Here is a 13,146-nt window from a genome sequence, read left to right on the forward strand (position 1 = left end):
AAACACCTAATCCCATCCTCTTGCTATATTTTTAGTTCCCCCCTTGACTATAACGCTACGTCATAGTGCATAATTTTAACTATATTAAATAAGGAGTGACAGAAATGAATATAAAATTATTACGCTCAGATAAAATATACCGAAAAATTTTACAAGCTCCAAAAGAGGAAAAGGTTGATTTATACAGACAAGAAATGTTGGCTCCGTTTATGGGAAAATGGGAAATTCAACATGTTCCTTTTAAAGCTGAGGAGCCAAATGGTTTTGATGTTATTACATTGAATAATATAATGAGCATTTCTCCTAATCAGATTACAAATGAGATTACACCAGAATTAGAATTGATTTCGTCTGATTCTTTTTGGTCTGAGTGTAAAGAAGCTGTTAGGAAAAGCCTTCATTTATTTAGAGAGCATGATGTGAACCTTCGTGTATCCGATTACTTATTCACGATTCTATTAGGGGATCCAAATAGTCCTTCATTAATGTTAAATGAAGGATACAGTGGTGATGGAGGTATTCCTGGCTATATTTTGTGTACACTTGTACCAAATGAATACACAATACCTCGAATGAAAGCTGTTTTGGCACATGAATGTAATCATAATGTTCGATATCAATTTATTCAGTGGGACCACACTGTTACTTTAGGTGAATTAATTGTTAGTGAAGGGTTAGCAGAAAACTTTGCTACTTCTATTTTTGGGGAAGATCTACTCGGTCCTTGGGTATCGAAAACAACTATGGAGATGCTTAATAGACATATTAAACCTGTGCTCAAGGAACAATTACAATTAACAGGATTTGATAAAATTGCACCGTATCTTTATGGTGACGAATTAGCAAAACTTCAAAACTATATGCCAGTCAATATGTCTTATGCTGCTGGTTATGCCTGTGGATACTATTTAATTAAATACTATTTAGAAAAAACAGGTAAAAATATCTTTGAAGCCACAATAACTCCTGCCAATCTAATATTAGATGAAATAAAAGGATTTTGGAATGAAGAAACAATTATTAACGGTTAAAGATATTGTCCAAATTACAGGCATAACAAAAAGAACCTTACAATATTATGATAAAATACATTTATTAAAGCCAATTTACTTAACAGAAAATGGTTATCGACTCTATGATAGGAACAGTTTAGCAAAACTTCAAACGATTCTATTTTTTAAGGAAATGGACTTTTCTCTAAAGGAAATTGCGGATGTTTTGAAACTTACGAGAGAAGAACAGCAACAATTATTAAAGAAGCATTATCAAACTTTATTGTTAAAAAAACAACGTTTAGAAACAGTTATTACTGCGGTGGATGAGTATGTATCAGGAAAGGATATCTACAATTTAAATATTTTTAATAATTCATCTATTTTACCATTACAAGAACAATATGCTCATGAAGCGAAATTCATCTATGGAGAAACAGAAAAATACAAAGAATTTGAGGGGAAACTGAACAAACTTTCTCCTAGTGAAAAAGCGAACTTATTTCATGAATTTGAACAAAAAATGGAAAGAGTATTTAGAAAAATTGCTTCCTATATTAATCAATCACCTACTTCCGATGAAGTACAGCAATTAATTGTAGAGTGGAAAAGTTATCTCGAACAATCTATTGTATGTGACTCTGAAATGTTGACATGTATTGCAAATACGTATAAATTTGATAATCGATTCAAAAATTATATAAATCAATTTAGTAATAAAGACTTAGCTGAATTTTTATATAACGCTATTATACATTATGTCAATCAACAGAAGCATTAATTTCATACTTTTATAATACAACATATAAATAAAAGATGGTGTTAATTGAAATTTCACACCATCTTTTTAAATAACTTTATTTGCTTTTAAACAACTTTATTGTCACTGCACAATAATCACCTTAAAAACGCAATCTCGGCGACACTATTTGCCTTGTTTCAGATTAAAAAACTTTCTATATCCTTATGTATGAAAGATTCCCTACTCACTTTGTTTTTCATACACAATAGTATTCCTATAATACAAGAATTTTACTTATTATCTTACAAGTGGTTCTGTTGCAAAGTTTTAAACGCCCCCAAAAAGATAGAATGAAAATACAATTGTTACGAATAATCATTATAAAATATACAAGAACATGTATCGTATACTCATTATTTTCGGTTGTTTTTCAACTTTGCAACAGAACCCCCGAAGAGTTTGATATGGTGATATATCAACAAACTGAGGTGGTACCACGAAATTGCAACTCTCGTCCTCAAGAATTATTTCTTTGGAGTGAAAGTTTTTTTATTATATAAGTTTCATTATGTCATAATTTAAAGTTTTCGAGAGGAGAAATTATATGAATCCTATTTTATTAGATGTTCCGTTACAAATAGAAACAGACAGACTAATTCTTCGAGCACCACTTCAAGCTGGTGACGGGAATGTAGTAAACCAAGCTATTAAGGATTCAATTAGTGAGTTAAAGCAATGGTTGCTTTTATACCAGTCAATTCCTACTGTTGAAGAAACGGAAATTATCCTGAGAAATGCCCATATAGATTTTTTGAAAAGAGAAAGCTTTCGCTATCTTATCTATCATAAGGGTACTAATGATTTTATTGGAACTGCTAGCCTTCACGGAATTAATTGGAAGATTTCTAAATGTGAAATTGGATATTGGATTAACACGCAATTTAGTGGCAATGGATATATGACAGAAGCAGTAAGTGAGTTAACAAACCTTGGATTTCAGTTACTCAAATTTAGAAGGATTGAAATACGATGTGAATCCAATAACACTAAAAGTCGTACGATTCCTGAAAAACTAGGTTTTGAGCTTGAAGGGATATTACGTCATGAAGATCTTTCAGCTGACGGTAAAAAACTAACTGATACCTGCATCTATGCAAAGGTAATTTAGATTAAAATTTTAAAATTCCTTGTACAACTAAAGCATGCGATAGTTGTACAACATATCTTAAGGTCGGTTTCCAAATTTGGAAGGCGGCTTTTTTGATTTTTTATAACGAACGGTGTCATAACTTTTAAGTTATGATTCTTTTCATGAGAATCAAGTCAATGGATTCTACTTCTAAAGGCCCGACACGACCAAAAAAGAAAATTGTATGTTAAGAGATTGATCGCTTTTAAAGATTGTATTCTATACGATATATGAGAACTAACGTTTGTGATAAACTAAGATATGAATAAAGGGGGATTCGCATGAACAATTTTAACAATATAATTAAAAATTTAGATAATATAGTTTATAAACCTAATAACTTAATGATCACTAATCTAAAAGAAGAAAAACAAAATTCAGAATATGCAGGAGGAATATTCCAGTTAAATAACAAAACCATACGTTTTAGGGTATCAAAAATTACTCCTAATAAAATTGGACAATTTGTTTCTTTTTGGGAGAAAAATGAAAACATGCAAAATCAATCCTTCTCTTACGACTCTGCTCCTGACTTATTAGTTATCACTTGTATTGATGAAAATAAACTAGGACAATTTATTTTCCCAAAAGAGATTCTTCTAAAAGAAAAAATATTGAAAACTCAAAGTCAAAAAGGAAAGATGGCTATGAGAATTTATCCTATTTGGGATACTCCTGTTAGTGATCAAGCAAAGAAGAGCCAAATGTGGCAACTTCAATATTTTGTTAATTTAAGTGATACTAATAATTTATCCATAGATAAATTATTAAACTTATATTCATAGCTTCTTGCTTTCATTTTGTAAGTGGCTCCAAAATGAAGTTGCCGTACCCCTAAAAAAGCCTTATAAATAAGGGCTTTGAGATACTTTTGAAAATGCACGTTTCAAAACATATACAATTCTATTGACATATTGCAAATGTGCTTAAATTGTATTTTTGAAATGAGAAATTCTAGGTTTTTCGCTATGTCATAAAGTTTACTTTTTGCCCAAATCCTCGGTTTCGGGGATTTGGGCAAAAACACCCAACACCCATTTTCTATAAAAAGGAATAAAAGTTTTTCCATGTTTCGTAACATATTAAAACCGTAGGAGGTGATACATATAGCAAACAAGAGTAGCAGAAATAATAATGAAGTATTGGTTCAAGGTGCTGAGAACGCAATTGATCAAATGAAGTACGAGATTGCACAAGAATTTGGCGTACAGCTTGGGCCAGATACAACATCTCGTGCAAACGGTTCTGTTGGTGGTGAAATCACAAAGCGTTTAGTAGCCATGGCTGAACAACAACTTGGCGGTGGGTTTACTCATTAATTTCACCCGGTAATATAAAAGATTACAGTTACAGTAAGTCATAGCATATATTTTTTTACCTGTATTTAGTTTATGAATAAATGTAGACACTTACACGATAAGCAACCAAATAGGGGTCAACATACATAGCCATCAAGCTAAAATTTTATAGTACCCCCAGAACGAAATTTTGTGCTAACTTGTAACAAAAAAAGCTCATTTTTTCGTTTTAGGGTAATTCTGGATTCTAAAGTTGATGGGCATGTGTGATGCACCCCATAAAGAAAAAGAACCTGCTCGAATGCAGATTCTTTCCGATAATGATTTATGTAAGTAAGACCCGAAAATATAATACAATGCATCAAAAATGAATTCAAGTATAAAAAGAACCCGTTAAAGTTCGGGTTCTTTCAGAAGTGATGATGTTTTCTCTGTTTCAGATAGAGAAAAATACAAAAATATAATACATCTAAGTATAGAAAATTTCAATACTTAAATTGTGTTTAAACGACAATTATCAATCACATGATAAAAAATATTCTCCTTTGAATTTGGTATAAGTTTTATCTAGATTTGATTAACTGTACAGTTTTGTTTTTCTTTTCACTACTTTTTTTCTTCTTATATAGAATCTATATAATAGGGGTCACCGTACATTGGGGTGAACCCCTATAGATTTAGCAATTGTTTTTCCACCTTCATTGCCACTTAAATACCGTCTCACTGCTCGTATTTTTTCTTTTGAAGAAAATTTAGACATAAAAAACTACCCTCCAATTGTTAGACTGTGTCTAACAATTGGGGAGCAGTTCACCTTAGGAACCGCCTTTTTAATTTGGCTTGTTAAGCTAAGCCCCCTATTGGGGGGAGTACCAACGAAGCTGACACCACCCGTAATGTGGATGTAATTAAATTATTGATGACCTCGTTATATCCCTGCTGGGCATCAGTGATTGCAAGCTTTGAATAGACCTCCAAGGACTTGCGGTAATGCCCCGGCCAGCTCCACTCCGGCCAACCAACTCCGCGTCACGTCCTGATTCTGCCCCAATAAGGTCGATGAAATTCACCAGCCTTTTTTTAAACGAACGACGAATCGCGGGCTCGGTTTCAGTCTTCGATTGCTTGGTAGACCGTGGTCCAGAAGTCTTGAATAAGATGCGATGAGTCCGGAGTAGACATCCCAACCTGGGTGAACAGGATTCCAGTAAACTGTTTGTCTGGATCAGCGTAAGCTGTAGTGCCGGTTCCACCATCCCAGCCGAACTGACCGATAGATGCGTAGTCTCCAAGATAGGTACGCACCGCCATCCCAAATCCCCAGCCGCCTTGTATCCCTTGCCCAAACGACAAATGGACGTTGTTTTTGGCCAAATCGTCTCGGTATACTTGTTGTTCAGGAGTAAGACGGTTGGTGGTCATCAGCTGGACGGCGGGCCGGGACAGGATCCGTTTGGTTCCGTGCATCCCTTTGTTCAACAGCATCTGCAAATATGCGTGATAATCGTCGACGGTTGCGAGCAGCCCACCGCCGCCTGCTTGGAATGCTGGAGGTTTGCTGTAACGTCCGCCTGCACCCTCATCCCACACGATGAACTCACCTGTCTGCGGATCGGGGTTGAAAGCAGGTGGAAGCCGGTCAATCTTGCGCTCAGGCACATAGAAGCCAGTGTCCTTCATCCCCAGTGGATCGAGGATGCGTTCACGCAGGAACGACTCGAATGTCTGACCCGTGACCCTGGCAACAAGCACGCCGAGCACTTCGATACTGATATGATACTGCCACCGCTCTCCGGGCTGGTAGCTTAGCGGAAGTGCACCTAGGCGACGCATAAACTCATCTGGATCGGGCATATCCTGCCCTGGCGTATCGAATATCCCACTCTCGAAGAACGCGTTCATGATCGGAGAACCCATCAACGTGAGATCCACTCCGAGCCCGAATGTAGAGGTCAACAGGTCTCGTACAGTGATAGGACGCCGTGCTGGGACGGTCTCTTCCAGCGGACCATCGGGCCGTTTCAACACCTGCCGGTCGGCGAGTTCGGGCAGCCATTTGTCTACTGGGTCGTCCAAATGCAGTTTGCATTCGTCGAGCAGAACCATTACCGGTGAAACTGCGATCGGCTTGCTAGTGGACGCCAATCGAAAGATCGTGTCCCGACGCATTGGTGCGCCACCATCATGCCTCATTGTTCCAAGCGCTTCGACGTGCGTCTCGCCGTTTCGGCTGACTAAGGCGACGAGCCCAGGAATCTTCCCGGAATCGACATGTCGTGTCAGCACGTCGCGCATTTTGTGCAGCCCTGTTTCGGAGAAGCCTTTGTTACTTTGTCCCATCATTAATCTCTCCTTTTTCCCCCATTTTCTGATGAACGAAAATCTTCTGTTGTAATCTTTTTCATTTGGTTTCCCTCTTTTTACTTTTTTGTCAGCCCTATTGTTTTAAAACTACAAATTCTCTTTTGTTATTCATGCTTGAAAGCCCTTTATCAAAAAAGTGGATTCGATGCATCAAAGAAAATGAATATTGGCAATCAAAATCTGACTCACTTCCTTTTCTGAGTTATCAGAATCGAGATATGTCCTGCACTTAGCATAGAGCCATGTGTTCATCAGACGTTTATTCTACAATCGCCCCATTGGAGCCGAGCAGGGCGAAAATTCCGCCACGCCGCACCTCAAAATCCATCCCCTTTAAGACTTCTTTGTCTTTAAAGGATTTTTTAACCCTTTTACAGAAATGGCTGCATTGCTCATACTTTTTCCTCCTTATAAAAAGCGCCTTGCGGAGCTAGATTGCCTATACTCTTCTATTTAGTCTGACTGATATTCTGTATAACTTATTACCGGGTTAAAAATATAACTGCATAGCGAAGGTGACAATTCACATTTGTAACCAGCTAATCAGTCGGTATTATCTATTGAATTTATTTTTTTCCCAATCGCTTTATGATACTCTGATTCAAATCTTCACGATACTTGGCGACATAGGTTTTAGCGTTTGCCACTAGTTCGTCGGCAAAGGACGCCACGTCGTCCCCAGTGATTTCCAACACTTGTCTGCCTTCCGCCGCACCGGCTTCGAACAACTCGATTAATTCATACTGCATGTGCAGCATATCCATCCCGTTGCCCGCTGAGAAATTCCACATGTAGTTTTGAATTTTCTTAAATACAAACTGGTAGTCCTCTGGCAGGGCTTCAACCCGTGCCATCATCATCCTGTATTCTTTTTTATCACCAATCATTTTTTTGAAGATTTCCAACATGTTATTTTTCCTCCTTTTTTATAAAGCTGAACAAGACACTCCAAAAATATAGGACGGAATATCTTATGAAGCTAGATTGACTTTAAGACGGTAATTTTTGATGATACAAAATCCCATTTTTTCCAAAATAATTCAAGTTCCTGGCGGCCAGCCTCATTAAGTGAGTAAAACTTGCGGGGCGGCCCCATATCTGAAGGTTTCTTTTCTATGTTCACTAGTTTTTTCTTTTCTAATCGCACGAGTATGGTGTAGACCGTCCCTTCCACGACTTCGGTAAACCCAAGTTCGTTCAGGCGGCGGGTAATCTCGTAGCCATAGGTTTCATGGCGACTGATGATTTCCAGCACGCAGCCTTCCAGCGAACCCTTCAGCATTTCAGTTAAATTTTCCATGTTTAGATCCTCCACTCCCTCCTCTATTTTGTCTGACTTATATTCAGTATAACAGAGTACCAAGGTGAATTTTTACTGAATAGCTTTTGGAAAAACACACTATTCAGTATTACTTATTACATGTATATTGTATCACCGAGTAGAAGGTGTCAACTATTTTTCTTGAAAATATTTTTGCAACCTCACTATTAAGTGTGACCTACTACAGGTATATCGTAACACACAGTAGATAGACCGTCAAATGGATTTTCTAAATATTTTTAAAATCAGCTATTCTCATTGGATACAGCTAATTTTCTTTATGGAGCTTTTACTGGTTCTGGTGCAAAAATAAAGTAAAAGAGAATAAAGCATATATATTCCTAACGAAATCGTATCTTATGCTACAAGTCCAAACAATTGATGGACGAATTCTTTCTGATTTTGGATAGACTGGTTCCGTAAATCAATCTGTTCTTTTTTAATCATATGCATGGCTTCTACTCCAGAAAGAATGGATATAGCTGTGTCAAAAGATTTGAGCCCTAGCATAGAACGGATACGCCTCTTTATAAAGCGATGATCTTGTTCTACTATATTATTCAAGTACTTTTGTTGTCTAAGTTGCATACCATCAGGTATGCTTTTTTCTTTTTTCAACTGTTCAATTGCTATAGGATAAGCCGGATTCTTATCGACTGTTATAACACGTGGCTTTGAAACATGAAAAGACCGCAAAACTTTCTTGAAAAAGTGCTTTGCAGCCTTTTGGTCTCTTGTTTTGCTTAGACAAAAATCGATTGTGTTTCCTTTCGAATCAACAGCACGGTACAGGTACATCCATTGCCCTTTAACTTTTATATATGTTTCATCAACTCTCCAAGAGTCATTGGTTTGCTTGAGGTGACGACGAATTCGTTTGTCCAATTCAGGGCCATACTGATGAACCCAACGCATAATCGTGGTATGAGAAATAGATAAGCCCCGTTCCTTCATCATTTCCACCAAATCACGAAAACTGAGGTTATACCATAGGTACCATCTTACCGTTAACAAAATAATATCAGGCTGATAATGCTTCCATTTGAACAAATTTTCCTTTTTCATACTGATCACACACCTTTTCTAGAGTAGTAATATCAGTATGTCCAAGTTTTATAGATTTTTTGCACCAGAACCTAAAAACGCCATCCTTTCCTATGATTCTACAGAAAGAATAGCGTATTTTTTCATTTTAGGGGTAATTTGTTTTATTAGCTTGATAACGATGTAGCGTTCTCTCCTACAAAGTGATGGTTTTGTTCAATGATAATATTTAAATATTTTTTCATCATGAAACGTAACCTTTATTTATAAATATTCTTAGTGTACACGATGAAAAAAATTTTGCACTAGAACTGTTTTTATTTGATCCATATATATATTAGGATAGCCCAAATGAGAATAGAAAAAACACATCCATTTCTACACCCTTTAAAAAAAGCTAATGGATCTTCTTCGGTTTCGCTGAAATGAACTGGAGGTTTCTTTTCACTTTCAGTTTTCATCTTTTCATTCCTTTCAGTTTGCAAAAATTAAAAATGTACAAAAATATAGTATAGATTATATGCTTTTTGTATATCTCATATTGTGTATTCTTAATAGTTGAATTACAATTCTAGATGTTAAGGTCATTAAAAGCTTTGGAACAGAGCCAAAATAATTATAGAATTCATAACTTTAGATAAACTAAAATTAATCTAAAGTTAACCTAAATTTATTCCGAAAATTGAGTTGCAATAGAAGTTGACCTGGTCAAGAAAAACTGAAACACAAATTAGATTATGCAATCAATTTTGAATATTGATAAGGAGTCATTCCATTTAATGATGAGTGAGGACGAACGGAATGATAGTACATGTAAATAAATTCAGCTATTAACTGATTGACTTGAGAAAGAGAAATGAGTTTTTCTCCATGCAAACGCTAAAAAACAATTCCATTACTGCGTTATCCCAACAATTCCCCTTACAGGGGTCACCATACATACCCATCAAGTTAGGAGTTTTAAGTACACCCTACTTTCTCTGCAGATAGGGGTCACTATACATGCCCATCAACTCAGGAAATTTTAATACCCTCAAATACCCAAAAACGTTATCCTTTCTAAACAAGATAAATTAGAAAGGATGACGTTTTCTTATGAATCCCTCGATTCAAGATGAACTATTACCATTTGCAGAAAAATTACAACGATATGTTACACCTGTATTCTTAGAAGAACTTGCAAGAGAAATCGGATTTATAAAACGAAAACGTAAGTTTTCTGGATCAGACTTAGCTACCATTTGTATTTGGATCAGCCAACGGGTGGCAAGTGATCCCTTAGTCCGATTATGTAGCAGGCTTCATGCAGCTACTGGTACTTTACTCAGCCCTGAGGGATTTTTTGTTTTTGGGTATAACTTGTTTTCTTAAGTTGATGGGCATGTATGGTGACCCCGAGTAGGAGAATTCGCTACTCCAACCTCATATGTATTCGATTTTCAGAGGATACTTTCATCCTATGCCTAAAGACGGACTAAAGTCCTACATAGGCTTTCTCGTATCACTAAATCTGTAAGAACCCACCACATTTTAGCGATTATGACTGTTCTATCCATATCAACGTCAAGACTTGTTTTTCGCTATTTTGATGCGGTGACGAGTTAATTGAAGATTTTACGATACGAATTTTTTCTTGTATCAACCTCATATCTTCAGTTTTCAAAGAACAATCTGTATTCTACCTATTTGTCACTTCCCCTTCCTGTTATTTCCATTCGTCAGTTGTCTTCGTATTGACTGTCGGAGATCTTGATATGATGTGACGAGTCTCTTTCTTGAATTGGTTATATTTACCACATTTATTTTCAACGAATTAAGGTTACCTTTAACTTATCTTTATTTTATCTATAGGTAAAAATTATATAATCAGTCTTGAAAGGCATGTAGTAGAATCACAAATTCTAAACTTATTATTCATGTATCCATACAGAAGAAGACCCATTGGCTTTTGGGACATATAGAAACAGATATTTTCTCTCCCTTCTTTATTAACTATATATTATTATATATGTATATATAATAAAAACAAGAGGATATCTCTTATCAAATAAAAGAAGGCTGCAATCTATGAAACAATGGGGAATCATTTGAAAACGCATCTATTGATTCAATCCTCAATCAAACAAGGTGTGTGCGGAGCTTGGGGCGAGGGGAGGGGATGGAATGAGTGAAATGCGACAAGCCGACATTTCCGAAACATTCTCTAGGAATGAAGCGCACACAAAAGGACAAGGAGCAAACAACATGAAACGAAAAAAATCATGGAAGAACAAAGGGTTCTGGTGCAAAAATCATTTGATAGAGGCATAGAAACCTGCATAGACTGTTCAATGGTAGATTATGATGCAATTCCAAATAATTTATGTATGAATCTAACTTCATTTTGGGCAGACTTCACCTGTAAGTGAAGTTCTCCTTTTTTCATCATATGCATGGTTTCAACGCCACTCAATATAGAAGTGGCTGTTTCATATGACTTGAATCCTAACATAGAACGTACACGTTTCTTAATGAAACGGTGATTTTGTTCCACTATATTATTGAGATATTTAACTTGCCTTAGTTGTATGCCTTCAGGCATACGTTTCTCTTCTTTTAATTCTTGAATTGCTACAGCATAGGCAGGGTTCTTATCTACTGTTATTACGCGAGGTTTACAAATATGAGAAGCAGCCAAGGCTTTCTTGAAAAAGCGCTTGGTTGCTTGTTTATCTCTTGATTCACTTAGATAAAAATCAATGGTATTTCCTTCTGAATCGACTGCGCGATATAAATACATCCATTGACCTTTTACTTTCACATACGTTTCATCGACTCTCCAGGAATCATTTGTTGTCTTAAGATGACGTCGTACTCTTTCATCTAATTCAGGTCCATATTGATGCACCCAACGCATAATAGTGGTGTGAGCAATAGACAAACCTCGTTCCTCCATCATTTCCACCAAATCACGAAAACTTAGGTTGTACCGTAGGTACCATCTTACCGTTAATAAGATAATATCAGGTTGATAGTGCTTCCATTTGAACAAATTTTCCTTTCTCATACCGATCACACACCTTTTTTAGAGTAATAGTATCAGTATGTCCAAGATTTAGAGATTATTTGCAATTTCCCTGAAGTTTTTGCACCAGAACCATGCATCATCATATGGTGGTTCGTTTCCATTAAATTTATATATCTCCTTACATGCCAGCTCTAATTTCCCTTCATCACTTGTTAATTTAAGTGGACCAGCCATATTTCCAGTCTCCTCTCAGAATTATTTATTTTGTTTTATATTTTTTTCATATTCTATATATTTATTAAATGCATTTTGAGTATTTTCAACTTTTTCACTAAAACTCACAGCAATTTGTTGTCGATGTAACAACATTTTATCTTGATTATTTTTTTTATAATATCTTACTACTAAGGTTATTTCGGTTATACTCATTGGGTGGTCCTTAGTATCTTTGGCAGAATTAAAACCGATAACAATTGATGCATTCCTAAATTTATCATATTCTAACTTCAAATTATCATTTATTATCTCTTTAAATTGTGACTCTGTTAAACTATAACTAATGCTACTAGGCTCACTAAACTCTTTTATATCTTTGGTGGGTTTCATTTTAACTATACCTTGTAAACCTTCGACAATTAAATTAATATTCGACACATCTAAGTTAGGATTTTCACTTTGAGCTACACCATTTTTGTATATAATATTGGTACTATATATATCCTCTTTTTTATAATTTTTTGTTGTATCTTTCTCTTTTTCACTATCAATATCAGTAGTTAATACTTGATTTGTATTTCCATATAAAACTTTATCTTTTGTATTGTATATTCCATCAATAGTTTGATATATCGTTCTATCATGTGTCCCATCTTCTTTTTCTTCTTTAGTAACAAAAATCATTTGTTCTTTCAAATGCGCATACCCATCATCACTCGCAGACATTACCGTTTTCATATCTCCTTCATCCAACGCCTTTACCAATCTTTCATACTCAATTTTTGTTCCTGTTTGAAGCTTTGTTTTAGATGAACCACACCCTCCCAATAAAGACGCGACTATCGTCATAATAATTATCCCCTTACCTTTCTTTTTCTTCATACCGTCACCTCGTTCGTTACTTACATACTTGATGCTGAAAATGCTTTGGTCGTTTAGAGGCATCGCGATGATTGCTGTTGTTAGTTTACTT

The 13,146-nt window shown here is 35.8% G+C and carries 14 protein-coding genes and 3 pseudogenes; 7 read left to right on the plus strand and 10 right to left on the minus strand.

What is annotated here, in order from left to right; all coding sequences use genetic code 11:
* Positions 1 to 104 precede the first annotated feature (104 nt).
* From DJ93_RS27275 to DJ93_RS27295, 5 genes are all read left to right on the plus strand, one after another.
* Entirely contained in the window at positions 105 to 1,031 is a 927-nt protein-coding gene (locus DJ93_RS27275; RefSeq protein ID WP_042984562.1) for a DUF2268 domain-containing putative Zn-dependent protease, read from the plus strand.
* Entirely contained in the window at positions 1,006 to 1,773 is a 768-nt protein-coding gene (locus DJ93_RS27280) for a MerR family transcriptional regulator (protein WP_042984563.1), read from the plus strand. Before DJ93_RS27275 ends, DJ93_RS27280 begins: the two co-directional genes overlap by 26 nt.
* A gap of 565 nt (positions 1,774 to 2,338) precedes the next feature.
* Positions 2,339 to 2,902 (plus strand): GNAT family N-acetyltransferase, encoded by a 564-nt coding sequence (locus tag DJ93_RS27285; RefSeq protein ID WP_042984564.1) that lies wholly within the window; start codon positions 2,339 to 2,341, stop codon positions 2,900 to 2,902.
* Between the two features lie 302 nt (positions 2,903 to 3,204).
* Positions 3,205 to 3,708 carry a MepB family protein gene (locus tag DJ93_RS27290; protein WP_042984565.1) on the plus strand — a complete coding sequence of 168 codons (504 nt, stop codon included), beginning with the start codon at positions 3,205 to 3,207 and terminating at the stop codon, positions 3,706 to 3,708.
* Between the two features lie 321 nt (positions 3,709 to 4,029).
* Complete coding sequence (locus DJ93_RS27295; RefSeq protein WP_042984728.1) at positions 4,030 to 4,242, plus strand: alpha/beta-type small acid-soluble spore protein; 213 nt, start codon at positions 4,030 to 4,032, stop codon at positions 4,240 to 4,242.
* 631 nt (positions 4,243 to 4,873) lie between these two features.
* Here DJ93_RS27295 and DJ93_RS35045 read toward each other — a convergent pair.
* The 7 genes and pseudogenes from DJ93_RS35045 to DJ93_RS34925 form a co-directional block, all read right to left on the minus strand.
* A pseudogene (locus DJ93_RS35045) lies at positions 4,874 to 4,981 on the minus strand (transposase); the annotation flags it as partial.
* Positions 4,982 to 5,331: 350 nt separating this feature from the next.
* A complete protein-coding gene (locus tag DJ93_RS27305) occupies positions 5,332 to 6,561 on the minus strand; it encodes a serine hydrolase domain-containing protein (protein ID WP_042984566.1) in 1,230 nt (409 codons plus the stop codon).
* 295 nt (positions 6,562 to 6,856) lie between these two features.
* Positions 6,857 to 6,981 (minus strand): annotated as a pseudogene (locus DJ93_RS32575) (ABC transporter ATP-binding protein); the annotation flags it as partial.
* A 170-nt stretch (positions 6,982 to 7,151) separates the two neighbouring features.
* Positions 7,152 to 7,493, minus strand: a complete 342-nt coding sequence (locus DJ93_RS27310) for a DUF1048 domain-containing protein (RefSeq protein WP_042984567.1) — start codon at positions 7,491 to 7,493, stop codon at positions 7,152 to 7,154.
* 71 nt (positions 7,494 to 7,564) lie between these two features.
* On the minus strand, positions 7,565 to 7,885 hold the full coding sequence (locus tag DJ93_RS27315) for a PadR family transcriptional regulator (protein ID WP_033674137.1): 321 nt from the start codon (positions 7,883 to 7,885) through the stop codon (positions 7,565 to 7,567).
* A gap of 378 nt (positions 7,886 to 8,263) precedes the next feature.
* Positions 8,264 to 8,971, minus strand: coding sequence for an IS6 family transposase (locus tag DJ93_RS27320; protein WP_042984569.1), 708 nt, complete (start codon positions 8,969 to 8,971; stop codon positions 8,264 to 8,266).
* A 714-nt stretch (positions 8,972 to 9,685) separates the two neighbouring features.
* Entirely contained in the window at positions 9,686 to 9,826 is a 141-nt protein-coding gene (locus DJ93_RS34925; RefSeq protein WP_117287903.1) for an integrase core domain-containing protein, read from the minus strand.
* A gap of 219 nt (positions 9,827 to 10,045) precedes the next feature.
* On the opposite strand from DJ93_RS34925, the pseudogene DJ93_RS27325 reads away from it, so the two are divergent.
* Together DJ93_RS27325 and DJ93_RS32935 are read left to right on the plus strand one after the other, a co-directional pair.
* Positions 10,046 to 10,288, plus strand: a pseudogene (locus DJ93_RS27325) (IS4 family transposase); the annotation flags it as partial.
* 825 nt (positions 10,289 to 11,113) lie between these two features.
* Positions 11,114 to 11,260 carry a hypothetical protein gene (locus DJ93_RS32935; protein ID WP_161785274.1) on the plus strand — a complete coding sequence of 49 codons (147 nt, stop codon included), beginning with the start codon at positions 11,114 to 11,116 and terminating at the stop codon, positions 11,258 to 11,260.
* Positions 11,261 to 11,288: 28 nt separating this feature from the next.
* Here the strand turns inward: DJ93_RS32935 and DJ93_RS27330 are convergent, their stop codons facing one another.
* From DJ93_RS27330 to DJ93_RS27335, 3 genes are read right to left on the minus strand one after another with little or no spacing between them, the layout of a single operon-like run.
* Positions 11,289 to 11,996, minus strand: a complete 708-nt coding sequence (locus DJ93_RS27330; protein WP_042984570.1) for an IS6 family transposase — start codon at positions 11,994 to 11,996, stop codon at positions 11,289 to 11,291.
* Positions 11,997 to 12,044: 48 nt separating this feature from the next.
* Positions 12,045 to 12,191, minus strand: a complete 147-nt coding sequence (locus tag DJ93_RS33445; RefSeq protein ID WP_181969250.1) for a hypothetical protein — start codon at positions 12,189 to 12,191, stop codon at positions 12,045 to 12,047.
* 21 nt (positions 12,192 to 12,212) lie between these two features.
* The gene (locus DJ93_RS27335) at positions 12,213 to 13,055 is read right to left on the minus strand and encodes a DUF3952 domain-containing protein (RefSeq protein WP_042984732.1); all 843 of its coding nucleotides are present in this window, start codon (positions 13,053 to 13,055) and stop codon (positions 12,213 to 12,215) included.
* Positions 13,056 to 13,146 lie beyond the last annotated feature (91 nt).

The organism is Bacillus clarus, from assembly GCF_000746925.1.
Taxonomy (GTDB): Bacteria; Bacillota; Bacilli; order Bacillales; family Bacillaceae_G; genus Bacillus_A; species Bacillus_A clarus.

Bases quoted from the DNA above. Each gene is read 5' to 3' on its own strand.
- DJ93_RS27335 (WP_042984732.1), bottom strand. From the start codon at position 13,055: ATGAAGAAAAAGAAAGGTAAGGGGATAATTATTATGACGATAGTCGCG.
- DJ93_RS27285 (WP_042984564.1), top strand. From the start codon at position 2,339: ATGAATCCTATTTTATTAGATGTTCCGTTACAAATAGAAACAGACAGA.
- DJ93_RS27290 (WP_042984565.1), top strand. From the start codon at position 3,205: ATGAACAATTTTAACAATATAATTAAAAATTTAGATAATATAGTTTAT.
- DJ93_RS27280 (WP_042984563.1), top strand. From the start codon at position 1,006: ATGAAGAAACAATTATTAACGGTTAAAGATATTGTCCAAATTACAGGC.
- DJ93_RS27275 (WP_042984562.1), top strand. From the start codon at position 105: ATGAATATAAAATTATTACGCTCAGATAAAATATACCGAAAAATTTTA.
- DJ93_RS27310 (WP_042984567.1), bottom strand. From the start codon at position 7,493: ATGTTGGAAATCTTCAAAAAAATGATTGGTGATAAAAAAGAATACAGG.
- DJ93_RS32935 (WP_161785274.1), top strand. From the start codon at position 11,114: ATGAGTGAAATGCGACAAGCCGACATTTCCGAAACATTCTCTAGGAAT.
- DJ93_RS33445 (WP_181969250.1), bottom strand. From the start codon at position 12,191: ATGGCTGGTCCACTTAAATTAACAAGTGATGAAGGGAAATTAGAGCTG.
- DJ93_RS27330 (WP_042984570.1), bottom strand. From the start codon at position 11,996: ATGAGAAAGGAAAATTTGTTCAAATGGAAGCACTATCAACCTGATATT.
- DJ93_RS27315 (WP_033674137.1), bottom strand. From the start codon at position 7,885: ATGGAAAATTTAACTGAAATGCTGAAGGGTTCGCTGGAAGGCTGCGTG.
- DJ93_RS27305 (WP_042984566.1), bottom strand. From the start codon at position 6,561: ATGGGACAAAGTAACAAAGGCTTCTCCGAAACAGGGCTGCACAAAATG.
- DJ93_RS27320 (WP_042984569.1), bottom strand. From the start codon at position 8,971: ATGAAAAAGGAAAATTTGTTCAAATGGAAGCATTATCAGCCTGATATT.